Genomic DNA, 23,958 nt, shown 5'->3' with positions numbered 1-23,958 from the left:
CCTGCAAAGGTATAACATTCTGATATTACCATTATTGTCCGGCGGACTCAACCTTCGGAATCCGCGCGGGCGAGATGACCTCGCTGACGGTGCCCAAAGAAAGCCCTTTGGCCCGGATTGCGCGAATGATGCCCTGCAGCGCGGCGCTGCTCGAAGATGTTGGATGCATCAGGATCAGAGAGCCGGGTTCGATCCGCGTGGCTACTTTTTGCACGATGGAAGAGGGCTCCGGCTTTTTCCAATCTACCGTATCTATCGTCCACAGAATGGTACGCAGGCTCATCTCATGCGCAACGTCTACGGTCATTTGATTGTAATCGCCCGAGGGCGGGGCAAACAGACGGTTCTGCACTCCCAACTCCTGCTTCAGCATCGTCTCGGTCTTGCTGATTTCGGCAGCGGCTTGCGTCCGGCTGAGCTTGCTCATGTCCCGGTGAGAGTAGGCATGATTGGAGACTTCGTGTCCTTCCTCCATAATTTTGCGGGCGGACGGAATATTTTTTTTCAGCCACATCCCATCGAAGAAAAAGGTCGCATGCACCTGCTCCTTACGAAGAATATCCAGCATTCGCGGCAAATACTCGTCGCCCCACGCCACGTTGATCATGAGCGCTGCCATTGGCTTCGCCGGGTTGCCCTTGTAGATCGGATTCGGTCCGAGTTGATCCAGATCGACTTGAGGCGGCACTTCGCGGAACACGAGCTGCGGCGTTTCCGGAAACGACTGTCGCTCCGCCAGCTCCAACGATTTCTCGACATCGACCTCGAGCCCGTTATAGCCCGGTATCGCTTTCCAGACACGATCGATTTTGGCGTCCACCGGCGGTATATTTCGCTTCGCCGCCTCGGCCTTAATTCTTTCAAGCACTCTGGCCCGCCTCTCATTCCCTGCGTCGCTCCATACCCTAAGCGACAGCAGAGAAGACAGCGTCCGTGCATCGTCTGCAGCCCGCTCATGACCGTTCTTCTCTCTGGCATGCTGTACGAATCGGTCGACCGCCGGAGAGAACTGCAGGCCGAGCAGCAGCGCTACAAAGCATAATGACGCAGCTAACCATCGTTTGCGTTTCATGCCCATTCTCCTGTCCACACCTGTTTGTCCCCATCTTATGCCCGGCAGGACAGGTTTAGACCAACATCTAGAGAGTGCCGCTAGCTGAAATCCGGATTTTCGGACAAACAAAAAAGAGACAGACTGCTCTGGCTCTTTCTGCATGCTCGCTTGAAATCTCAAGCGTTAAATTAGGTTTGGGCTGGAACTTGCGCCGTCAATACCGCTTTACGCGATAAATTGACACGGCCTTGGTTGTCGATCTCCGTTACTTTCACCGTAATCGTATCGCCGATCTTGACGACATCTTCCACCTTGCCTACCCGCTCGGTCGACAACTGGGAAATATGCACCAAGCCTTCTTTGCCCGGTAAAATTTCGACGAAGGCGCCGAACTTTTCGATCCGCTTCACAGTACCGAGATACGTTTCCCCGACGATGACTTCGCGGACGATGCCTTCGATGATTTGACGCGCTTTTTCGTTCATCTCACTGTTGGACGAAGCGATGAAGACGCGGCCATCCTGCTCGATGTCGATTTTTACGCCGGTTTCTTCGATGATCTTGTTGATGATTTTGCCGCCTGCTCCGATGACATCGCGGATCTTGTCCGGGTTGATCTGCATCGTGACGATTTTCGGCGCATAAGGCGACAGGTCCGATTTTGGCTGTGAAATACGATCCAACATTTTGTTCAAAATATGCATGCGGCCTTTTTTCGCCTGCTCCAGCGCATCCGTCAAAATGGCCCGGTCGATGCCGTCGATTTTGATATCCATCTGCAGCGCAGTAACCCCTTTGGCGGTACCTGCCACTTTAAAGTCCATATCGCCGAGGTGGTCCTCCATCCCCTGGATGTCCGTCAAGATCGAGTAATGCTCTCCGTCTTTGATCAGACCCATGGCTACGCCTGCTACCGGAGCTTTGATCGGAACGCCCGCATCCATCATCGCCAGTGTACTCGCGCAAATGCTTGCCTGCGAAGTCGAACCGTTCGATTCCAGCACCTCGGAAACCAGCCGGATCGTATACGGGAAGTCGACTTCAGAAGGAATAACTGGCTCCAGCGCACGTTCGCCGAGCGCCCCGTGTCCGATTTCGCGCCGACCCGGCGCACGCAGCGGACGAGCTTCGCCTACGCTGAACGGCGGGAAATTGTAATGATGCATAAACCGCTTCGATTCTTCCAGGTCGAGACCGTCGAGAATTTGCACGTCGCCGAGCGCTCCGAGCGTACATACGCTGAGTGCCTGCGTTTGGCCGCGGGTAAACAAGCCGGAGCCGTGCGTACGCGGCAGCAGGTTGATGTCGCATTCGATCGGTCTGATTTCATCAAGCCCGCGTCCGTCCGGACGAACTTTATCGTGCGTAATCAAGCGGCGCACTTCTTCTTTCACAATATCGTACAGCGTTTCTTTGACATCGGCCATGTTCTCCGGCGTTTCGGCGTAAACCGCAGCAAAATGCTCTTTCGCTTCGTTGTTAATCGCGTCGATCGCATCTTGTCTCGCATGCTTCTCCGGAATTTTGACCGCTTCCACCAGACGGGCTTGAGCGAACTCGCGAACCGCTTTGTTTACATCGCTATCTACACTGTGAAGCTTGACTTCCATTTTTGGCTTGCCGACTTCCTGCACGAATTGTTCCTGAACGGCAACGATTTTGCGGATTTCGTCATGACCGAACATGATCGCTTCCAGCATTACTTCCTCCGGCACTTCTTCCGCACCGGCTTCAACCATCATGATGGCATCCTTCGTGCCTGCCACGACAAGGTGGATATCGCTTTTTTCCGACTGCTCGAGAGTCGGGTTAATGACGAACTGCCCGTCCACCCGGCCGACAATGACGCCACCCACTGGACCGTTAAACGGCACGTCAGAAATGCTGAGCGCTGCGGAGGTTCCGATCATGGCCGCAATTTCCGGCGCGCATTCCTGATCCACACTCATAACGATCGCAACGATCTGCACGTCATTACGGAACCCTTCCGGAAACAACGGACGAATCGGACGGTCCGTCAAACGGCTGGACAAAATCGCTTTCTCGCTGGGACGTCCTTCCCTTTTAATAAAGCCTCCGGGGATTTTACCGACCGAATAAAGACGCTCCTCGTAGTTCACGGTTAGAGGGAAAAAATCCAAATCTTTCGGCTCGGCGGAAGCCGTTACCGTACAAAGTACGACGGTTTCGCCGTAGCGCGCAACGACAGCGCCATTCGCCTGCTTCGCCAGACGTCCGGTTTCCAGAATCAACGGACGTCCGCCGAGATCCATCTGCACTTGTTTCTCCATATTCAACCTCCTCAATTTTCGTTTAAAACTTTTGAAATTTCACACCCGGAATTCGTTATGTAGGATCACTAGATCGAAGCCGGGGTCCCCGCACTACCGCCATTGCCTAGCGACCGATCAGGGCAAACTTGCCTCCGGATCGCCAAAACGCCGGTCTTCCTTAACCATTCTGCATATTAGTCAGTATTTCCTGCTTTTTATGAAAATAGTAACTTAAAAGTGCAGCTTGTGGATGAGCAGCAACGATATTTCTTTCCGAACACATTGCCGAGCTAAGGGGTATCCCGATATTTTAAAAAAGCAACCCCGCAGCCCGTGCATCCGTACGCCAGGCGTTCCGGCGTGCACAAAGGACAAACGTGGTTGCTTTAGTTGTAAGGCTGAATTAACGGCGCAGACCGAGTTTTTCGATCAAAGCGCTGTAGCGTTTGACGTCCTTGTTTTTCAAGTACGTCAGAAGCTTACGGCGTTGGCCGACCATTTTGAGCAGACCGCGACGAGAATGATGATCTTTCTTGTGCGTCTTCAAGTGGCTGGTCAGGTTCACGATGTTTTCCGTAAGAATTGCAACTTGCACTTCAGGAGATCCTGTGTCGCTTTCGTGCGTTTTGTGCGTTTGGATCAGTTCCTGCTTGCGTTCTTGTGTCAATGCCATGATTGAGTCACCTCCGAAAATAATAAGTATATCCCCTGTGGCCCAGAGACCGATGGAGTACTCGATTCTCCATGCCAAGGTTCATGCGATGTCCTGTATTCCTCATGCGATAGCATGTTGAATCGACAACGTTTCATAGTATACCATAGTTTGTTTATAAAAGTAAAATAAAATTACGAGTTTTGAATCGTTTTTCGAGCCGCAAGGATCGAGCGCGCTTGATCTGCATCTTGGCCGATCTGGGAAATCAGCTCTTGAACCGACGCGAATCTCCGTTCTTCCCGAATAAACGCGAGCAGTTCCACCTGTACGTCCTCTCCATAGATCGTTTCGTGGAAATCGAACAAATGCGCCTCCAGCGCGGGCTGGGTCAAGCCGGTGACGAAGGTAGGCTTCACCCCGACATTCATGACCCCGCCTACTTTGCGGCCCCCGACAGTGACCTGTACGGCATAGACGCCATTGGCCGGGATAACGTAAGGCTGGCTCACCTCAAGATTCGCGGTCGGAAAACCGATGGTACGGCCCCGCCCGTCTCCGTGCACGACTGTTCCTTCCAGCCGGTAAGGCCGGGCAAGCAGTGCATTCGCTTCGGCAATATCGCCGCGCAGCAGGCATTCGCGAATCAACGTGCTGCTGACTTTCTCACCGTTCCTGTGAAACGGACGAACCACCTCGACCGTAAATCTCCCCTTGGCCAAATCACAGAGCGTATCCGGCGTCCCTGCGCCCTTGTAGCCGAAGGTGAAGTCAAATCCGACGAAAACCGTACTGACCTTCATCGGCACTAGCATGTGCTCGACAAACTGTTCGGGCGTTACGCGCATAAACGATTCGCTGAAATCCACGACATAAGTCGTGTCGACCTGAAGCTGCCGCAGCAATTCCTGCTTTGCCGCGAGCGGCGTTAGCAGCTTGGTGTATTTGTCCATCCCGAGCACTTGTCTGGGATGCGGATGAAACGTCATGATGGCAGCCGGCAGTTGAAGCTCGGCCCCGCGTTCGACCGCCCTCCGAATCACTTCCCGGTGACCGAGGTGAACGCCGTCGAAATCCCCGATCGCCAGCACCTTGGCGGAATCGTCCGGACGGCCGTCCTGCGGCAGCGGATACGATAGCTGTACCGTTTCCATGGATGTCTTTCACCTACATTTCTTTGGTGCGTTTGACCGCTCAAGCTCAAGAAAATATTTTGACCGGCAGCAGCAATCCCGGTTCCGAATCCCATTCAAAAAGCCCGATTAACGCACCGGTTTCTTCCGCGAAGCAGGCGACCGCCCGCTCGCCGGTAGACGAAAAGGCGTTTAATGCGGTCTTCTGCACTTCACTGACGCGAATCTTCTGACCCTGCAGCGCCTTCTGTGCTTGAACGGAAGAAAGCCGGACGGACGGCAAATGGGCAACCGCCTGCTCCATCGGAATCAACCGCCCGGCAAGCTCTCCGTTTTTGTGGAGAGCTTCAATCTGTTCAAGCGTCAAGCATCGTTCCGGCCCGATATGTCCGGTTGAGGTTCGCACCAGCTCCGCCATCACGGCCGGAACGCCGAGAGCTTGTCCGATATCCGCACACAACGTGCGAATATACGTTCCCTTGGAGCAGTCAACGCGAAACTTGACCTGCGGGTAATCTCCCGACCAGTCCGTCTCCAGCACTTCGATGCCGTAAATGGTGACCGTCCGGGATTTCCGCTCCACTTGAACGCCCTGCCGCGCCAGCTCGTACAATCGTTTACCGTCCACCTTGACCGCAGAATACATCGGCGGCACCTGTTCGATGTCGCCGATAAAGCTTAAGACCGCCGCAGTCACTTGTTCCGGCGTCAACCGTTCTCCAAGACCCTCCACCCGCTCCAGCACTTCCCCCGACAAGTCTTCCGTATCGGTAGCAAGTCCCAAAAGCAGAGTCGCTTCGTACGCTTTCGGCAGCTCTTGGATGTACTCGACAAGCCGGGTCGCCCTACCGATGCAAAGCGGCAAGACGCCTGTCACTTGCGGATCAAGCGTCCCCGTATGGCCGATCCGCTTAATTCTAACGATGCGGCGCACTTTAGCCACCACATCGTGGGAAGTAAAGCCTTTCGGCTTCCATACGGGCAAAATACCTTCCAATTCCGTTGTCATGCGAGCGCCATCCCTACTTCCCGAACGACTCGCTCAACCGCTTCGGACATCGAACCGCGAATCGTACAGCCGGCCGCTTTGACATGCCCGCCGCCGCCGAATTTTTGGGCAAGTGCCGCGACATCGGCCAAGCCTCCGGAGCGGAAGCTGACTTTAACGATACCGGGCTCTTTTTCCTTAAACAGCATGCCGACTTCAACCCCTTCGACATTGCGGGCATAGTTGACGAGTCCGTCCATATCTTCGCTGGATGCATCGGTAGCGGACAAATCGTCCAAAGTGACGGACAGCCAAGCCACCTTATTGCTATGGGCAAAGGACAATGTATTGAGGCTTCGCTTCAGCAAGGATACTTGACCAAGCGTCATCGTTTCGAGCAGCCTTTCGGCAAGCTCATGCCCCTTCACGCCACGCGCCAGCATATCTGCCGCTATCTGCATCACTTTCGGCGTCGTATTGGAATAACGGAAGCCTCCCGTATCGGTCAGCAAACCGGTGTAAATACAATCGTTCAGTTCCGGCGTGAACTCCAGGTTCAGCTCCAGCGCCAGATCGTACAGTACTTCCACGGTAGCCGCGGCATCGGAACGCACCAGATTAACGGTTCCGAAACCATCATTGGTGGCATGATGATCGATGTTCAGCAGCTTCCGTTCCGGCTCGAAGCATTCGCTCACTGAGCCGATTCGTTCGAAATCCGCGCAATCGACCGAGATCACCGCCGCGAACTTGCGTTCGGGCGGAGCTTTCTCGTATTCGATGACCGCATGAGGCCCGGCCATGTACATGAACTTATCCGGGATACGGCCTTCGTTGATCAACGTGAATCGTTTGTTTAACGACTGCAGCATCCAAGCGACCGCAAACGTGGACCCGGCAGCATCGCCGTCGGGCTGCACGTGGGCTACGACCAGAAAATCATCCTGCTCGCGGATAAACTCGGCCGCCGCTTGAAGCTGAACGGCATATTCCGCTGTGGTCATGCTTCCGCATTCCCGTCGTTAATTTGGTGAATGAGCGTTTCGATCTTGCTGCCGTAATCGATCGAGGCGTCGAACTTAAACAGCAGTTCCGGAATTTTACGCATCCGAATTCGTTTGCCGAGCTCGGAACGGATAAAGCCGGTGCCGCGGGCGAGTGCCTTCAGCGTTTCTTCCTTCTGTTCGTCGCTGCCAAGCACGCTCAAGTATACTTTGGCCTGGGAAAAATCATTCGTCACATCGACGCCGGTCACGGTAATGAAACCGATGCGCGGGTCTTTCAGTTCGGATTGAATGATCTGGCTTAATTCCTTCTTGATTTGTTCCCCGACTCTGCCCACGCGAATTTTTGCCATAGCGGATCACCTCTCTACAGTTTCCATAACGAAGGCTTCAATCGTGTCTCCCTCTTTAAGATCATTAAAACGCTCCAAAGATATACCGCATTCGTAACCTTGCGCTACTTCTTTCGCATCATCCTTGAATCGTTTCAGCGAGTCGATCTTACCTTCGAAAACGACGATTCCGCTGCGGACAATCCGTACTTCGGCAGAGCGGACGATTTTGCCGTCCGTCACCATGCAGCCCGCAATCGTGCCGACCTTGGACACTTTAAAGATGTTGCGGACTTCGGCATGCCCGATAACGACTTCCTTATATTCCGGATCGAGAAGCCCCTTCATCGCTTGCTCGATTTCTTCCATGACTTTGTAAATGATGCTATGCAGACGAATATCGACTTTCTCCTGCTCGGCGGTGTTTTTCGCTTGCGGCTCCGGACGGACGTTAAAGCCGATGACGATCGCATTGGAAGCCGATGCCAGAATAACGTCGGACTCGGTGATAGCCCCTACGCCGCTATGCAAAATTTTAACGCGCGCGCCTTCGACGTCGATTTTCTCCAAGGAGCCTTTGAGCGCCTCGGCAGAACCTTGAACGTCCGCTTTAATGATAACGTTAAGGTCCTTAACTTCGCCTTCTTTAATCTGTTTGTACAGATCGTCCAGCGTTACGCGGGCGTTCGCGCCCATCTCGGATTGACGTAGCGTGATAGCACGCTTCTCAGCGATATCTCTCGCTTTGCGCTCATCCTCGAAGACCAGGAATGGATCGCCGGCTTGAGGCACTTCGGTCAAACCGGTAATTTCCACCGGCGTCGAAGGCCCGGCTTCTTTCAGCTTGCGTCCTTTATCGTTCATCATGGCCCGCACACGTCCGAAGCAGACGCCTGCGACGAAGCTGTCGCCCACTTTAAGCGTACCGTGTTGGATCAAGATGCGCGCCACCGGTCCTTTGCCTTTGTCCAGCTCGGCCTCGATGACCGTTCCTCTGGCACGCTTGTTCGGATTGGCTTTAAGCTCCTGCACTTCAGCGACAAGCAAAATCATATCGAGCAGATTTTCCAGCCCGATCCCTTGCTTCGCGGAAATGTTGCAGAAAATCGTATCGCCGCCCCACTCTTCAGGAACAAGCTCGTATTCGGTCAACTCTTGCTTGACCCGATCCGGGTTCGCATCCGGCTTATCGATTTTGTTCACCGCAACGATAATCGGCACTTTCGCCGCTTTGGCGTGACTGATCGCTTCTACCGTTTGCGGCATGACGCCGTCATCGGCTGCGACCACGATAATGGTGATATCCGTCACCTGTGCGCCGCGGGCACGCATAGACGTAAACGCTTCGTGACCCGGCGTATCAAGGAACGTGATCTTTTTGTTGTGAGTTTCTACCTGGTAAGCGCCGATATGCTGTGTGATACCGCCCGCTTCGCCTTCGGTTACGCTTGTCTTGCGGATCGCATCGAGCAGAGTCGTTTTTCCGTGGTCGACGTGACCCATGATGGTCACCACCGGAGGACGCTCCATCAGATCCGCTTCTTCGTCTTGCTCTTCGAATTGTTCGAATTTGTCTTCCTCGACCGGAATTTTCAGCTCGACTTCCACACCGTAATCGGATGCAAGTAGTTGGATCGCATCCAAATCAAGCTCCTGATTGATGGTTGCCATGACGCCGAGGAACAGAAGCTTCTTAATGACTTCGGAAGCGTCCTTATGCAGCGCTTTGGCCATCTCGCCTACAGTCATCGTTCCACGCACGATAATTTTCTTCGGCGTATTATCGATCTTCGGTTTCGGAGGCTCCTGATTCCTACCGCCACGGCCTTGGGCTCTGCCGCGGTTGTGCGGACCCTTGCCGCCCCGGTTATCTTCAAAGCGTTTATTATTATTATTCGGTTTCGATTTCTTCGCGCCTCTGTTCGCTGCCGAATCGTCTACATCCATACCGATAGTAGCTGCCGTCGGCTTTGGAGGAATGGACGCCTGGCGGTTTCCGCTGTTATTGCGCTGCTCGAAGCCGCCTCTGCGTTGATCTGGGCGCTGGCCCTGTTGACCTCCGCCTTGACCTCCACGATTGCCGCCGCCTTGGCCTCCTTGACCTTGACCTTGGCCGCCGCGATAGCCGCCGCCTTGGCCTCCTTGACCTTGACCTTGGCCGCCGCGATAGCCGCCGCCTTGGCCTCCTTGACCCTGGCCTTGACCGCCGCGATAGCCGCCGCCTTGGCCTCCTTGACCCTGGCCTTGACCGCCGCGATAGCCGCCGCCTTGGCCTCCTTGGCCGCCGCGATTACGATCATTTCCTTGGCGATCGCCCTGACGGGACTGGCCTTGGCCTTGACGGCTTTCGCCACCTTGACCTTGCGGTCTGTTTTGTCCCTCACTGTTGTTTTGCTTAGGTGTAGCCGATTGTACTTGCGCCGTTTGCGGGCGCTGTTCCGGTTTCGGCTGCGCCGCTACGGTTTGTTGTTTGGATTCCGGACGATTGGACGGCTTATCCCCTGTTTTGGCTCCGCCTTCGCTCCGTTTTGCTGCTGCATTGGCTTTAACGTCTCTGAAAAATTTCTCTACACTCGACACCGCATCATTCTCCATTACGCTCATATGATTGTTGACCGGAATATCCAGTCTTTTTAAAATTGTGATGATCTCTTTACTGCTCATATTTAAAGATTTGGCATATTCGTACACTCTGAGTTTGTCTTTATTGTTGTCTTGTTTGGTCAATACCGTCCACCTCCGTACGATCTAACTGCTTCAACAACATCCGCGCAAATCCCGCATCGTTTACCCCAACGACGACTCGCGCTTCTTTACCGATACTGGCTCCAAGCTGATCCCGACGGCCGTACTGATGGATAGGAACTTGATAATAAATGCACTTATCGTTCACTTTCTTGAAGGTGCCTGCGGAAGCGTCCTCGGCCACGATCACAAGTTTCGTTTCGCCGCTTCGGACCGATTCGATCACCATGTCTTCACCGGTAACCAGCTTTCCCGCCCGCATGGCGAGCCCCAGATTCGAGAAAAATTTGTCACTATTCTTGTTCATCATCCACCGCGTCTTTTCCGGCAATAAATTCGTCTTCCACTTTAATAAAATCCTGCTCGAGAGCGTCGTAAATATCCGGACTGACCGACGATTTCAGTGCGCGATCCAGCGCACGCGATTTCTTGGCCAGCTTGAAGCAGGATAGTTTACCGCACAAATAGGCGCCGCGGCCGGCTTTTTTTCCCGTCAAATCGATGAGCAATTCATCATTCGGCGTTTTCACCACGCGGATTAGTTCTTTCTTAGGCATCATCTGCTGGCAGGCTACGCATTTACGCAGAGGTATTTTTCTTTGTTTCATCGGATCATCCCCCTCCCGCATGGCCGTCAGACCGATGTCTGCGAATTAATCGATACTGACGGAATCCTGGTGCATTTCTTCAGCATATGTCTTCGGTCGGCCGTACTCCTGCTCGGCTTGTGTCTCGCTCTTAATGTCGATTTTCCAGCCGGTCAGTTTGGCGGCCAGCCGCGCATTCTGCCCTTTAATGCCGATGGCAAGCGACAGCTGATAGTCTGGCACGATGACCCGGGCCATTTTCTCGGCTTCGAACACTTGCACCTCCAGCACCTTGGACGGGCTGAGCGCGTTGGCGACATACTCCTCCACACTTTCCATCCAACGGACGATGTCGATCTTCTCGCCCTTCAGCTCGCCGACGATCGTTTGCACGCGCATGCCCTTCGGCCCGACGCAAGAACCGACCGGATCAACTTCCGAATTGCGGGAGTACACGGCAATCTTGGAACGGAAGCCGGCTTCGCGGGCGACGGAACGAATCTCGACGACCCCTTGGAAAATTTCCGGAACTTCCAGCTCGAACAACCGTTTCAACAGCCCCGGGTGCGTACGGGACAAAATGATCTGCGGCCCCTTGGTCGTATTCTCAACCTTGGTGATATACGCTTTAATGCGGTCTCCGTGCTTGAATTTGTCGGTCGGCATCAGCTCGTTCAACGGCATGACCGCTTCGATTTTGCCCAAATCGATATACAGGTTGCGCGTGTCTTGACGCTGCACGATGCCGTTGACGATGTCTTCTTCTTTATCGACATAGGCATTGTAGATCAGCCCGCGCTCCGCTTCGCGGATCCGCTGCGTGACAACCTGCTTCGCCGTCTGAGCCGCGATACGGCCGAAATCACGAGGAGTAACCTCAATCTCGACGATGTCGTTCAGCTGATAGTTTTGGTTCATTTCTCTTGCAGCGAAGAGCGAAATTTCCATCCGCGGATCAAGCACGTCGTCGACAACCGTTTTGCGGGCGTATACTTTGATGAGACCCGTATGGCGGTTGATGTCCACGCGCACGTTTTGCGCGGTATTAAAATTGCGCTTATAGCTCGAAATCAGCGCTGCTTCAATCGCGTCGATCAGCACGTCTTTGGCGATGCCTTTCTCCTTTTCGATTTCGTTTAGCGCTTCGATAAAATCCATGTTCATTTGAATGGAGTTCCCCCTCTCATAAAATACGAGCCGCCCGACGCATTGGCAGATCGAGCCTAGAATTTGATGGCGAGCCTGGCGCCGGCCACTTTGTCACACGGGATTTCGTGCTTTTTCTTGCCGACTTCGACGACAACCGTTTGTTCGTCGTACGACACAAGCGTGCCTTCGAATTCCTTCAAAGCGTTTATCGGTTCGTACGTCGTCACGAAGACGTGCTCGCCAATCGCTTTACGGTAGTCCTGAGGCTTCTTGAGCGGACGTTCCGCCCCGGGCGAAGACACTTCCAGGAAGTAAGCCGATTCGATGGGGTCCTTCTCGTCCAGCTTGGCGCTGAGGTATTCGCTGATGCGGCCGCAGTCATCAATATCGATGCCGCCGTCTTTATCCACATATACCCGCAAAAACCAGTTGCCGCCTTCTTTTACATATTCGATGTCGACCAGCTCAAATCCGTTTTCGTCCAAAAAGGGGCGAACCAGCTCTTCCACAGTGGATTTGATGTTTGTGCTCAAACGTGCGTTCCTCCTTAATCTGGTAAAAGCGATTGACAGTAGTTGGTTGTTAAAGCTCATTTGGTGCGGGCTACCGGAAAATCGCGATTGGCTAATGCTCAGACACGTTTTGCCCCGATCCTTCGATTTTGATTCGTAGAGGAAAGGATCGGGGCAAAAAACTCGCCGCCAATCGCGATTTCCCTCTCGCCTGCTCATCTACGAGCAACTCCGGCTTCAAGCAAGGGCAAAAAACTTACAATCATATACCCCTAAAATCCAAAGGTCGTTCAACCCAACGTCTTCACTCCACGTCCGTGCCAGCTTAACCCGCTGACCGCTTAGCGCACATCTGTGCCGAACCAACGCTTCACTCGCTTCGGGGCCTTATACAAAATGTAAAGAGTGGGTTTCCCCACTCTTTGGTCACGAGATATTACATTGCTACCGAAGAAGATTATACCATAAGTGCAGAGATCATGCAATAAGGCGTAAAAAGGCGCCTGAGGAAGCAAGGAAGACTTCTTTGGGAGTCCTAAAACAGCGAAAGCTGATTCGTCTCCGGAAGGCCTCGGAAACAGCCCATGCCGTTAAGAATTTCGACGATCGTCTTCGATGCCTTGCTACGGGTCTGAAAGTCCTCAATCGATAAGAACGGTCCGTCGTTTTTGGCGGCCGCGATGTTCTTCGCCGCGTTCTCCCCGATTCCCGCAATGGCGGAAAACGGCGGAATAAGCGAGTCTTCTTCGATAAGAAACTTTGTCGCGTCTGATTTATACAAATCGATCGGCTTAAACGAAAAGCCGCGGGCCGTCATCTCCAGCGCCATTTCGAGAATGGAGATCATGCTCTTCTCTTTCGGCGTCGCCTGGAACCCTTTTTCCTCAATTTCGATCAACTTGCGCAAAATCGCGTCGTAGCCTTGGCACAGCAGCTCAATCTCGAAATCCTGCGCACGGACGGAAAAATAAGTCGCATAGTAAGCAATAGGGTAATAAAGCTTAAAGTAGGCGGTGCGCACCGCGGAAATAACGTAAGCGGAAGCATGCGCCTTCGGGAACATGTACTCGATCTTTTCGCACGAATCGATATACCACAGAGGAACGTTGTGCTTCTTCATATCTTCTTTCCATTCGTCAGTGAGCCCTTTCCCCTTCCGCACGCTCTCGGTGATTTTAAACGCCAGCCCCGCGTCCATACCCGCTTTATAGATCAAATACAGCATGATGTCGTCGCGGCACCCGATCACCGTCTTAATCGTGCAGATGCCTTTCCGGATCAGCTCCTGCGCATTACCTAGCCAAACGCCGGTTCCGTGGGATAGACCCGAAATTTGCAGCAAGTCCGCAAAGCTGGACGGCTTCGCTTCCTCAAGCATCTGACGCACGAACTTCGTCCCCATCTCCGGCACCCCGTAGGTCGCCACAGGCGTCCGGATCTTCTCCGGCGTTACGCCAAGCGCGTCCACGGAGTTGAACATGCTCATAACTTTCGGATCATTCATCGGAATGGTCGTCGGGTCGACGCCGGTCAAATCCTGCAGCATCCGCATCATCGTCGGATCATCGTGTCCCAGAATATCGAGCTTCAGCAGGTTGGCGTCGAAGGCGTGATAATCGAAATGCGTCGTTTTCCACTCGGCGCTCGTATCGTCGGCCGGATACTGCACCGGAGTGATATCGTCGACCTCAATGTAATCCGGTACGACTACGATCCCGCCGGGATGCTGGCCGGTGCTTCGCTTTACGCCCGTGCAGCCGGAAGCCAGCCGGTTTAACTCCGCTCCGCGCCACTTTTTGCCATGCTCTTCTTCATATTTCTTCACGAAGCCAAATGCCGTTTTTTCTGCAACCGTACCGATCGTGCCCGCCCGGAACACGCTTTTCTCGCCAAACAGCACTTTGGTGTAGTTGTGCGCTTGCGGCTGGTATTCACCGGAAAAGTTCAAGTCGATATCGGGAACCTTGTCGCCCTTGAAACCGAGGAACGTTTCGAACGGAATGTCCTGGCCTTCGCCTTTCAGCTTTTCCCCGCAGTTCGGGCAGTTTTTATCCGGCAGGTCGAAGCCGCTGGGGATCGATCCGTCGAGAATCCATTCGCTATGCTTGCACGATTTGCAAATGTAATGCGGCGGCAGAGGGTTAACCTCGGAAATGCCGAGGAACGTCGCTACGACCGAGGAACCGACCGAGCCCCGCGAACCGACGAGATAGCCGTCGGCGTTCGACTTCTTTACGAGCCGCTCGGAGATGAGATAGTTCGCCGAGAAACCGTACTTGATAATCGGCACAAGCTCCTTCTCCAGTCGAGCTACAATTACCTCCGGTAGCGGGTCTCCGTAAATCTGCTTTGCCGTATCGTAGCAGGTATTGCGGATCTCGTCGTCCGCTCCTTCGATGATCGGCGTAAACAGCTTGGTCGGAAACAGCTCCAACTCCTCGAACCGGTCGGCAAGCTCCGACGTGTTTTTCACGACGACCTCGTAAGCCGTTTCTTTCCCCAAATATTCAAACTCCGCAAGCATTTCTTTCGTTGTGCGAAGGTGCACGTCCGGTTTGCGGATATCCTTAAGCGGGCTGAACCCGGTAATCCCGTGAATGGTGATGTCACGATATATTTTTTCCCGCGGATGCAAATAATGTACGTTGCCCGTCGCAATAACAGGCTTGCCGAGCTTGCGGCCGATTTGGACAATTTTGCGATTGGCATCCTCCAGCAGCGCCGGGCTGCCGACTAAGCCTTTGTCCACCAAATGCATGTTTACGCCAATCGGCTGAATTTCGAGCACGTCGTAAAATTCCGCAACCATTTCCGCTTCTTCGACCGATTTGTTCAGTACCGTTTCGTAAAACTCGCCCTTTTCGCAGCCCGAAGCGATGATCAGGCCTTCTCGCATCTTCTTCAGCTTGCTCTTGGGAATGCAGGCAACCCGATGAAAATACTCCGTGTGTGAAAGAGATACGAGACTGAACAGATTTTTTTTGCCGACCATATCTTTGGCGTAAATGCAGCAATGGAACGGCCGCTGCGTTTTAAGGTTTTTGCCGACCTCGTCGTTCAAACGCGCCAGCTGTTTATAGCCGCGGTCCCCCGCTTCTTTCAACAGATGAAAAAGCACATGTCCGAGCGCAATCGAGTCGTCAATCGCCCGGTGATGGTTGTCCAAGCTGACCTTGAATTTATCGGAGAGCGTGTTCAGCCGGTGGTTTTTAAGCGTCGGGAACAGCAGCCGGGCAAGCTCAAGCGTATCCAGCACGGGATTGGTCACTTCGGGCAAACCGAGCCGTTTGCAGTTCGCTTGAATGAACCCGATATCGAATCGCGCATTGTGCGCTACCAGAACGCTGTCTCCCACGAACTCGATAAACTTGGGCAGCATCTCCTCAAGCTCGGGCGCACCTTTGACCATGTCGTCCGTAATGTTGGTGAGCTGCTGAATGTTATATGGAATCCGCTCATGCGGATCGATGAACGTGGCAAAACGATCGATTTCTTTACCTTCCTTCATCCGGACGCCGGCAAGCTCGATAATTTTGTTGCTGGTAACAGACAACCCTGTGGTCTCGATGTCGAAAATAACATATTCCGCATCGGTGAGGTCAATCTCTGTCGGATTCATAACGACCTGTACGGAATCGTCCACAACGTTGGCTTCCAAACCGTAGATGACCTTGATCCCGTTTTTCTTCGCGGCCTTATACGCCTCCGGGAAGCATTGAATACCGCTGTGGTCGGTCACCGCAATCGCTTTATGACCCCATTTGGCAGCCATTTTGATGTATTGGTCGACCGGTGTGATCCCGTCCATGGTAGACATGGAAGTATGAAGGTGAAACTCTACCCGCTTCTCTTCCGCATCATCTTTCCGGTCCGGCGGGGCCACGATTTCATTGACATCGGATGGAATCATCACAAGCTCGGGGATTTGCATAAACCGGTCGTATTCGACCCGACCGCGCAGCTTCAACCACTTGCCGTTCGTGATCAGGCTGTAAATTTTAACGTCTTCTTTCGTTTTGGCAAAAGCCTTGACCATGATCGAATCCGAAAAGTCGGTAACGTTGAACATGAACAGCGTGCTGCCATTTTTAAGCTCTTTCGTGTCCAGGCCGAAGACCGTACCTTGTACCGTAACTTTCTTCTCTTCGTCCCTGACGTCCTGCAGCGGAACGGCTGGATCTTTAATGTCATAACCGACCATCAGCTTCAGCTCCGCATCCTGCTGCGCATCCGCTTCGTTCTCCGCCTCAACAGCCGTCAAGATATTGATCGTCACTTCTTTCTCTTCCTTCTCAATCTGCTTCGAGAACCTCTCCAGCTCTTCTTGCCGGGAATCGCTGACCGCGTACTTCACATGAAAATCGACGCCAAAAAATCCGCTGAAATACCGCTGAATCAGCCCGCCGATATTTTTTTTCTTAGCCAACTCCAAACCGATCGTGTCGAGCAAATAAAGCGTAAGCACGTTCCCGTTCGTTTCAATTTTGGCCTTGGTCATCCAGCCGTTAATCGATGCCGCTTCCCGCTGTACCCACTCGAGAAACATGCTCCAGTATTCGTGCGCCACTTCTTCCGGCTTCACATCCGGCGTATATTGGAGCACGAAACGAATGGCAGCGATGTGCGAAAATTTGTCTCGTATCATTTTGCAGAAGGAACGGTAAATATCTTGCGGCACCACTTGAGTTTTGACGATATGAAACGTCCATTCCCTATTTTTGCGGCTCGTTTCCACTTTATCGATATACCCGTCCGAAAAAAAAGACCGAACCACGTCCGCCGGTACACTGGCCTGCTGCATCAGCATTTCAAAGCGGTCCCGTTTCAGCGCCGTACTGTCATTGCTCATGGTGCTCCTCCCCCGTAAAACGATGAAAGGGGCAAAAGGAGTGTTGCTTTCCCGTTGCCCCTTATGTAAAAGGTTAGGCGTTTGTTCAGCTAAGTGGAAAAGTTTGTTTCTACTGGCCGAGTCGGAAAAGTATTACCACTCCACCGCTCTTGAAATCAAGTTGCCGTATCCTATAAAAACCTGCAAGGTAGCAACTTGATTTCAAAGGCGGCCGTTTCACTCTCCGTGGCAACACTTTTCCTAGGGCTATCAAAACAATACTTTAAAGTCAAAAGCAAAACCAAACTCCTAATTACATGGCGTTAGTAGAAAAGATGATGTTAATACGATTTGCCGAAGACGACCGTGTGCTTGGCGTCTTCGCCGCAGACGAGACATTTCGGCTTGGATACGCCCGGCTCGAACGGAATGTTGCGGCTCGTTGCGCCGGCCTCTTCTTTGACCTGCGCTTCGCAAGCTGCGGAGCCGCACCAGCCCGACAACGCGAAACCGCGCTTTTGCTCGAGGAACGATTTCAGCTCGTCCACCGTATCCGCTTCAGTCATGCTTTCGTCGCGGAACCGCTTGGCTCGATCATACATTTCCTGCTGCGTTTCCGTCAACAATTTTTGCACTTCTTCCACAAATTGGTCCTGCTGGACGACACGTTTCTCCCCGGTAATCCGGGATACCAAGACCACTTGCCCGTTTTCCATGTCCCGCGGTCCCAGTTCGACGCGAACCGGTACGCCACGCATTTCGTATTCGTTAAACTTCCAGCCCGGGCTTTGGTCCGGACGATCGTCCACTTTCGCGCGTACGCCAGCCTGCTTCAACTGGGCATACAGCTCGTCGACACGGCCAACAACCTGCTCTCTCGTCTTCGGAGGACCGATTGGAATCATGATGACCTGAGTCGGCGCGATCTTCGGTGGCAAAGCCAAACCGCGGTCGTCGCCGTGAACCATGATCAAAGCTCCGATGAGACGGGTACTTACGCCCCAGGAAGTCGTATGGCAGAACTGATGCTGGTTCTCGCGGTCCAAATATTTAATATCGAACGCCACAGCGAAGTTCGTGCCCAAATAGTGGGAAGTCCCCGCTTGCACCGCTTTGCCGTCTTTCATCATCGCTTCGATCGAATACGTATCGACAGCCCCCGCGAACTTCTCGGAAGGCGTCTTTTGGCCCATAATGACCGGAATCGCTAAGAACTCTTCGGCGAAAGAACGGTAAATTTCCAGCATCTGCATCGTTTCTTTGCGTGCATCGACTTCGTCCTCATGAGCCGTATGGCCTTCCTGCCATAAAAATTCGCTCGTGCGCAAGAACGGCAGCGTCCGTTTTTCCCAACGGACCACGTTGGCCCACTGGTTGATCAAGAGCGGCAGATCACGGTAGGAATTAATCCATTCCGCGTACATATGGCCGATCATCGTCTCGGACGTTGGGCGAATCGCCAGCCGCTCCTCGAGCTTCTCTCCTCCTGCTTCCGTTACCCACGGCAGCTCAGGATTGAACCCTTCCACGTGCTCTTTTTCTTTTTGGAAAAAGCTCTCGGGAATAAACAGTGGGAAATAAGCGTTGCGGTGTCCCGTTTCCTTAAAGCGGCGATCCAGTTCCCGCTGAATATTTTCCCAAAGCTCGTACCCGTCCGGTTTAAATACGATACATCCCCGGACCGGCGAGTAGCTCATGAGATCGGCCTTTTTAATGACATCAATATACCAGCGGGAGAAATCCTCGCCCTGCGGCGTAATCTCTTTCACAAACTGTTTGTCTTGCTTTTGGTTCGACATCGTTCTGTTTTCCCCCTACGGACGGCAATTCGTTATCCTTTAATCAAACGTAATATATCGTTATAAGTGACGGCGATCATAAGCAGCATCAGCATTGCAAAGCCGACAAAATGCACCATGCTTTCCCGGCTCGGATCGACAGGTTTGCCGCGGAGCGCCTCCAGCAGCAAAAACACAAGCCGGCTTCCGTCCAGCGCCGGGATCGGCAGCAGATTGAACAGCCCCAAATAAAGACTCATAATGGCCATCCACGAGATGTATTGGGCAAACCCTGCACTAGCCTGCTCGCTTGTAAATTCGACGATCCTCACCGGACCGCCCAAATCGTCCATTTTAACTTGCAACGTTGCCAGCTTGCCAAAACCGTCCATGATGATGGTGGTTGCGGAAACAAGGCTGTGCCAGCCTCCTGTAAATCCTTCCAGAACTGTGGCAGGCCGCGTTTCGGTCAGCAGCGAGACGCCGACGCGAATCACGCCGTCCTTGTCCATGAGCGGAGTCACTTCTTTACGGATCTGCTCCTTATTGCGCTCAACGATCCAGACCATCGGTTTATTCGGAGATTGTTGAATTAGGTTCGTCAGCTTGCTACGGTCGGAGCCGATTTGCACATGATCCACCTGAAGGATAATGTCCCCCGACTGCAATCCCGCTTTCTCCGCTGCGGATGACGGAACGGTTTCCTGAATTTTCACCCGGTTGGGCACTCCTGCGACGAACACGAAGGTTACAAAAAGCGCTAACGCAAGAATAAAATTCATCAGCGGTCCGGCAAAGATAGCCATCGCCCGCTGACCTACCGTCTTGCTTCCGAACTGACGGTCCCACGGGGCAATCTGGGTCTCTTTTTCCTTGGCCACCATCATCGCCTGAGGATGAATCGAATAACGTTCGATTTCCCCGTCGACATCCAGGCGGACGAACAAATCTTTTTCCAGATCGATCTGCTCGACGACGCCTTCAATCGCATCCCGGCGGCTTTCGAACTCGTCCAAGTAAATGTGCGTAACCTGATTGTCCTCCAACTGCACGGCGATCCGTTGGCCCTGGTTGATCTGAACGATTTCCGGATCTTCTCCAGCCATTCGAACGAAGCCGCCGATCGGAAGAAGTCTGAGCGTATACCGGGTTTCTCCGCGCTTGAAAGAGAGCAGCTTGGGACCGAAGCCGATCGCGAACTCGCGAACGAGAATGCCCGCTCGCTTGGCAAAGTAAAAATGTCCCCACTCGTGAATCGTGACTAGAACAAAAAACAAAAGAACAATTTGAAATACGTTCTGGATGTTAGCCAATGGGTGTACGGCCTCCTTAAGTCGCAAATGTTCATATCCAAGTTATGGGCAAATGTTATTGGCTGCATGAAAAATCGTCCGAAGCCTTCCTTTAAGATTAACATTAATCCCAAAGGGAATACAAGCCGGAACTCATGATATGAACATATGAGCGGCTTCGCCGAAAGATGCCCTGGCGTCGCATCTTTAAACGGCCCATTTTAGCCCAAGCTCCGCGCCTGTTCCCGGGCCCATCGATCGATTTCCAGAATGGCGGTTAAATCCGGGGCAGGGACCGGGGAATGCTTGTCCATGACCTTGGCAATCACCTCTTCGATGGCCAGGAATGAAATTTCCCCTTTCAAGAACCGTTCAACCGCAACTTCGTTGGCCGCATTGTACACGGTAGGCATGGAGCCGCCCGTCCGTCCGCTTTCGTACGCCATCCGCAGACACGGATACCGTTCAAAATCCATCTCGCGAAACTGCAGCTTTCCGACATCGGATAACCGCAAACGTTCCGAAGGCGTCACCATCCGGTCCGGATAAGTCAGCGCGTATTGAATCGGCACCCGCATATCCGGCATCCCCAATTGGGCGATGATGCTGTAGTCTACATACTCGACGAATGAATGGATAATACTTTCGGGATGAATCAGCACCTCAATTTGGTCGTACGCCACACCGAACAGCCAGTGGGCTTCGATCACTTCCAGCCCTTTGTTCGCCATCGTCGCCGAGTCGATCGTGATTTTCGCGCCCATCGACCAATTCGGATGCTTGAGCGCATCTTCAACCGTTACATCAGCAAGCTCTTCCCGGGTGCGGTCGCGAAACGATCCCCCGGAAGCGGTTAGCGTAATTTTATGTATACGGTCCCGTGATTCTCCGTTCAAGCATTGGAATATGGCGGAATGCTCGCTATCGACCGGAAGCAAAGCGACGCCGCGCCGCTGCGCCAATCCCGTCACGAGATGGCCTGCGCTAACCAACGTCTCCTTGTTGGCAAGACCGATATGCTTGCCTGCGTCGATGGCGGCCAGCGTCGGCTTAAGTCCTTGGCTGCCGACAATCGCGGTGACGACCAACTCGGCATCGGTGCCTGCCGCAATTTCGTGCAACCCCTCTTCACCGTATAGCACCTGAACGTCCGATTTTGTTGCCGCACGCAGCTGCTCCGCCGCTTCCTTCGTCGCAACGGATACCTTGTGGGGACGAAAGCGCTCGATTTGCTCCAGTAGGAGCGGGATATTATAACCGCCGGCGAGCCCTTCCACCTCGAAACGTTCCGGGTAATGCGATATGACATCCAAGGTCTGGGTTCCGACGGAACCGGTTGACCCCAGAATACTGACTTTTTTCACCAACGTTCACCTCGGGGCAATAGTTATACGTGCGGGATCAAAGCCGCCAAATGAAGGAACGGAAACACGATCAGCCAGCTGTCAGTCCGATCAAGCACGCCGCCATGTCCCGGCAGAATCGTTCCCGTATCCTTGATGCCCTTCACCCGCTTGTAAGCGGATTGAATCAAGTCGCCCATCTGACCGACAATCGCAATAACGAGCCCGATCCAAATCGCTTGTGCAAAGCTAAGCAGGTCCGGACGGTACCAAGCAAAGCCGAGTGCGACGACAACGGACAACGCCGTGCCGCCGATAGCTCCCTCGACGGACTTCTTTGGACTAATGGTAGGCCAGAGCGGTGTTTTTCCGATCATCGATCCGGTAAAATACGCCCCGGAATCCGTTGACCAAATGCACAAAAATACGAGCAGCGTCCAATAAAGCCCGTCTTCGGCCAACCAGCGCGTCTCCACCATGTAATGAAAGCCGATACCAACGTACACCATGCCCAAAAATGCCGTTGTCACATGATCAATCGTAATTTTGTTCTTCGAAATAACGGTAACGGCTAGCAATACAAACATAAACAACCAAATCAAGCGCTCTATCGAAATCCCTGCCTCCTGCCACGGTACGACAAGGCCAATCACTCCTAGAGAGCCTAAAATCGAGATCGTTTTGTTCTTGTTAAGACCGTTCATCCGTAAAAACTCGTCGTATCCGATCAGCGACAACACCAGGATTAACCCGGCAAACCAATAGCCTCCCAAATACAACAGGATGAAAAAGGCGAGCCCTGCCACGACTCCTGTGACAATTCGCTGCTTCAAATCGATTCCTCCATCGTTTATGCTGGCAGACGGACGTAAGCCCAGCTGCCCCTACCTGTTGTCAACTGCCGCTATAAACCGCCGTATCTTCTGGCGCGGCGTTGGTATTCCCCGACAGCCTCGTAGAAATGCGGCTCTGTAAATTCAGGCCAGCACAAATCCGTAAAATAAAGCTCCGAATAAGCCAACTGCCAGAGCATAAAGTTGCTGATCCGAAGCTCTCCGCTGGTGCGTATCAGAAGATCGGGATCCGGGAGCGGATCGGTTAACAAATATTTGGAGAAAAGTGCCTCGTCCACTTCGTCCGCGGCCACTTTATTTTCTTTCATATCCTGTGCGAGCCGCTGAATGCCCTTGAGCATTTCTTTGCGGCTTCCGTAATTTAGCGCAAAGTTCAAAATAAGGCCGGTATTATGTTTCGTTTGATCGATCGCGTCCTGAACCGCTTTCAGCGTGTAACCAGGCAGTCCTTCCGGCCAGCCCGTCATACGGATCTGGACGTTATTGGCAATCAGTTCGTCGATTTCTTTCGGAAAAAATTCCATCGGCAGCTTCATCAAGTAGTCGACTTCTTCCTTCGGTCTTTTCCAATTTTCCGTAGAAAAAGCATACATCGTCAGCACTTTCACACCGATGCTGTTTGCGGCCATCGTAATTTTTTTTACGTTTTTCATACCTGAATGGTGGCCTGCCACCCGCGGCAGTCCCCGCTTTTGTGCCCATCGGCCATTACCGTCCATGATGACGGCCACATGGTTCGGAATGTTGTCCGCATCCAGCTTGAGAGCAGCTTGCTCTCCTTCCGGTTTGCTTCCAAACCATTTTTTGAATGACATCATGTCTGAATCCCCCATCAGGAAAGACTAAAAGCCCCCTCGAATAAGGGGGTCTTTACCGGTTACACTTCCATGATTTCTTTTTCTTTGGCAGCTAATACTTTGTCGACTTCCGCAATATGCTTGTCCGTGAACTTCTGGATATCGTCCTGATGACGACGGGACTCGTCTTCCGATATCCCCGTCTTCTCCAGTTTTTTGATATCGTCGTTCGCGTCGCGGCGGATGTTGCGGATTGCCACTTTCGCTTCTTCGCCGAACTTGCGCGTCATTTTGACGAGCTCGGAACGGCGCTCTTCCGTCAAAGCCGGAATGACGATACGAATCGCGCTGCCGTCGTTGGAAGGCGTCAGTCCGAGATCGGATTTCATAATCGCTTTTTCGATAGCGGCAACCGAGCTTTTGTCCCACGGCTGAATCATCAACGTACGGGAATCCGGCGTATTGATGTTCGCCAGCTGGTTTACCGGTGTCATAGAACCGTAATATTCGACTTGAACGCGATCCAGCAGAGCAGGGGTCGCCCGCCCCGCACGAAGCGAAGCCAGCTCCTTCTTCAGCGCGACGATCGCTTTCTCCATGCGTTCTTCCGCACTTTTTTTAATGGATTGCGGCATAG

General features: G+C 53.0%; 19 protein-coding genes. All 19 read right to left on the bottom strand.

The genetic code is table 11. The features are described 5' to 3' along the window. Positions 1–31: 31 nt before the first annotated feature. On the bottom strand, positions 32–1,072 hold the full coding sequence (locus QMG93_RS15715) for a polysaccharide deacetylase family protein (RefSeq protein ID WP_281937989.1): 1,041 nt from the start codon (positions 1,070–1,072) through the stop codon (positions 32–34). Between the two features lie 170 nt (positions 1,073–1,242). Continuing rightward, the gene (gene pnp, locus QMG93_RS15710; protein ID WP_281937987.1) at positions 1,243–3,345 is read right to left on the bottom strand and encodes a polyribonucleotide nucleotidyltransferase; all 2,103 of its coding nucleotides are present in this window, start codon (positions 3,343–3,345) and stop codon (positions 1,243–1,245) included. A gap of 385 nt (positions 3,346–3,730) precedes the next feature. Then, positions 3,731–4,000, bottom strand: coding sequence for a 30S ribosomal protein S15 (rpsO, locus tag QMG93_RS15705; protein WP_010491237.1), 270 nt, complete (start codon positions 3,998–4,000; stop codon positions 3,731–3,733). 173 nt (positions 4,001–4,173) lie between these two features. Further along, positions 4,174–5,133 (bottom strand): bifunctional riboflavin kinase/FAD synthetase, encoded by a 960-nt coding sequence (locus QMG93_RS15700; RefSeq protein ID WP_281937983.1) that lies wholly within the window; start codon positions 5,131–5,133, stop codon positions 4,174–4,176. A 46-nt stretch (positions 5,134–5,179) separates the two neighbouring features. Further along, positions 5,180–6,121: a tRNA pseudouridine(55) synthase TruB gene (gene truB / locus QMG93_RS15695; protein ID WP_281937982.1), complete on the bottom strand. Its 942-nt coding sequence runs from the start codon at positions 6,119–6,121 to the stop codon at positions 5,180–5,182. Next, positions 6,118–7,104 (bottom strand): DHH family phosphoesterase, encoded by a 987-nt coding sequence (locus tag QMG93_RS15690; RefSeq protein ID WP_281937980.1) that lies wholly within the window; start codon positions 7,102–7,104, stop codon positions 6,118–6,120. Before QMG93_RS15690 ends, truB begins: the two co-directional genes overlap by 4 nt. Next, a complete protein-coding gene (rbfA, locus tag QMG93_RS15685) occupies positions 7,101–7,457 on the bottom strand; it encodes a 30S ribosome-binding factor RbfA (RefSeq protein ID WP_036676353.1) in 357 nt (118 codons plus the stop codon). Before rbfA ends, QMG93_RS15690 begins: the two co-directional genes overlap by 4 nt. 6 nt (positions 7,458–7,463) lie before the next feature. Then, positions 7,464–10,163, bottom strand: coding sequence for a translation initiation factor IF-2 (gene infB / locus QMG93_RS15680; RefSeq protein WP_281937978.1), 2,700 nt, complete (start codon positions 10,161–10,163; stop codon positions 7,464–7,466). After that, complete coding sequence (locus QMG93_RS15675) at positions 10,141–10,488, bottom strand: YlxQ family RNA-binding protein (RefSeq protein ID WP_281938115.1); 348 nt, start codon at positions 10,486–10,488, stop codon at positions 10,141–10,143. Before QMG93_RS15675 ends, infB begins: the two co-directional genes overlap by 23 nt. Beyond that, a complete protein-coding gene (rnpM, locus tag QMG93_RS15670) occupies positions 10,475–10,789 on the bottom strand; it encodes an RNase P modulator RnpM (RefSeq protein ID WP_010491249.1) in 315 nt (104 codons plus the stop codon). Before rnpM ends, QMG93_RS15675 begins: the two co-directional genes overlap by 14 nt. A gap of 45 nt (positions 10,790–10,834) precedes the next feature. Beyond that, the gene (nusA, locus tag QMG93_RS15665; RefSeq protein ID WP_281937974.1) at positions 10,835–11,932 is read right to left on the bottom strand and encodes a transcription termination factor NusA; all 1,098 of its coding nucleotides are present in this window, start codon (positions 11,930–11,932) and stop codon (positions 10,835–10,837) included. A 59-nt stretch (positions 11,933–11,991) separates the two neighbouring features. Continuing rightward, positions 11,992–12,450 (bottom strand): ribosome maturation factor RimP, encoded by a 459-nt coding sequence (gene rimP / locus QMG93_RS15660; protein ID WP_281937972.1) that lies wholly within the window; start codon positions 12,448–12,450, stop codon positions 11,992–11,994. A gap of 514 nt (positions 12,451–12,964) precedes the next feature. Next, complete coding sequence (locus QMG93_RS15655; RefSeq protein WP_281937970.1) at positions 12,965–17,278, bottom strand: PolC-type DNA polymerase III; 4,314 nt, start codon at positions 17,276–17,278, stop codon at positions 12,965–12,967. Between the two features lie 320 nt (positions 17,279–17,598). Continuing rightward, positions 17,599–19,056, bottom strand: a complete 1,458-nt coding sequence (gene proS / locus QMG93_RS15650; protein ID WP_281937969.1) for a proline--tRNA ligase — start codon at positions 19,054–19,056, stop codon at positions 17,599–17,601. Between the two features lie 32 nt (positions 19,057–19,088). After that, positions 19,089–20,348: an RIP metalloprotease RseP gene (rseP, locus tag QMG93_RS15645; protein ID WP_281937968.1), complete on the bottom strand. Its 1,260-nt coding sequence runs from the start codon at positions 20,346–20,348 to the stop codon at positions 19,089–19,091. A 200-nt stretch (positions 20,349–20,548) separates the two neighbouring features. Next, positions 20,549–21,691: a 1-deoxy-D-xylulose-5-phosphate reductoisomerase gene (locus QMG93_RS15640; protein ID WP_281937967.1), complete on the bottom strand. Its 1,143-nt coding sequence runs from the start codon at positions 21,689–21,691 to the stop codon at positions 20,549–20,551. Between the two features lie 23 nt (positions 21,692–21,714). Beyond that, positions 21,715–22,503 (bottom strand): phosphatidate cytidylyltransferase, encoded by a 789-nt coding sequence (locus QMG93_RS15635; protein ID WP_281937965.1) that lies wholly within the window; start codon positions 22,501–22,503, stop codon positions 21,715–21,717. 71 nt (positions 22,504–22,574) lie between these two features. Further along, positions 22,575–23,342, bottom strand: coding sequence for an isoprenyl transferase (locus tag QMG93_RS15630; RefSeq protein ID WP_281937963.1), 768 nt, complete (start codon positions 23,340–23,342; stop codon positions 22,575–22,577). 59 nt (positions 23,343–23,401) lie between these two features. Continuing rightward, positions 23,402–23,956: a ribosome recycling factor gene (gene frr, locus QMG93_RS15625; protein ID WP_281937961.1), complete on the bottom strand. Its 555-nt coding sequence runs from the start codon at positions 23,954–23,956 to the stop codon at positions 23,402–23,404. Positions 23,957–23,958: the final 2 nt, after the last annotated feature.

Origin of the sequence: Paenibacillus tyrphae (genome assembly GCF_027925525.1) — a bacterium.
GTDB lineage: Bacteria > Bacillota > Bacilli > Paenibacillales > NBRC-103111 > Paenibacillus_G > Paenibacillus_G tyrfis_B.
Note: the sequence above shows the minus strand (reverse complement) of the source record. Positions and strands in the feature narration are given on the sequence as shown.

What these genes read in the sequence shown, in the direction of transcription:
- QMG93_RS15715 (WP_281937989.1), bottom strand. Translation starts at nt 1,072, where the DNA reads ATGAAACGCAAACGATGGTTAGCTGCGTCATTATGCTTTGTAGCGCTG.
- pnp (WP_281937987.1), bottom strand. Translation starts at nt 3,345, where the DNA reads ATGGAGAAACAAGTGCAGATGGATCTCGGCGGACGTCCGTTGATTCTG.
- rpsO (WP_010491237.1), bottom strand. Translation starts at nt 4,000, where the DNA reads ATGGCATTGACACAAGAACGCAAGCAGGAACTGATCCAAACGCACAAA.
- QMG93_RS15700 (WP_281937983.1), bottom strand. Translation starts at nt 5,133, where the DNA reads ATGGAAACGGTACAGCTATCGTATCCGCTGCCGCAGGACGGCCGTCCG.
- truB (WP_281937982.1), bottom strand. Translation starts at nt 6,121, where the DNA reads ATGACAACGGAATTGGAAGGTATTTTGCCCGTATGGAAGCCGAAAGGC.
- QMG93_RS15690 (WP_281937980.1), bottom strand. Translation starts at nt 7,104, where the DNA reads ATGACCACAGCGGAATATGCCGTTCAGCTTCAAGCGGCGGCCGAGTTT.
- rbfA (WP_036676353.1), bottom strand. Translation starts at nt 7,457, where the DNA reads ATGGCAAAAATTCGCGTGGGCAGAGTCGGGGAACAAATCAAGAAGGAA.
- QMG93_RS15675 (WP_281938115.1), bottom strand. Translation starts at nt 10,488, where the DNA reads ATGAACAAGAATAGTGACAAATTTTTCTCGAATCTGGGGCTCGCCATG.
- rnpM (WP_010491249.1), bottom strand. Translation starts at nt 10,789, where the DNA reads ATGAAACAAAGAAAAATACCTCTGCGTAAATGCGTAGCCTGCCAGCAG.
- nusA (WP_281937974.1), bottom strand. Translation starts at nt 11,932, where the DNA reads ATGAACATGGATTTTATCGAAGCGCTAAACGAAATCGAAAAGGAGAAA.
- QMG93_RS15655 (WP_281937970.1), bottom strand. Translation starts at nt 17,278, where the DNA reads ATGAGCAATGACAGTACGGCGCTGAAACGGGACCGCTTTGAAATGCTG.
- proS (WP_281937969.1), bottom strand. Translation starts at nt 19,056, where the DNA reads ATGTCGAACCAAAAGCAAGACAAACAGTTTGTGAAAGAGATTACGCCG.
- QMG93_RS15630 (WP_281937963.1), bottom strand. Translation starts at nt 23,342, where the DNA reads ATGATGTCATTCAAAAAATGGTTTGGAAGCAAACCGGAAGGAGAGCAA.
- frr (WP_281937961.1), bottom strand. Translation starts at nt 23,956, where the DNA reads ATGCCGCAATCCATTAAAAAAAGTGCGGAAGAACGCATGGAGAAAGCG.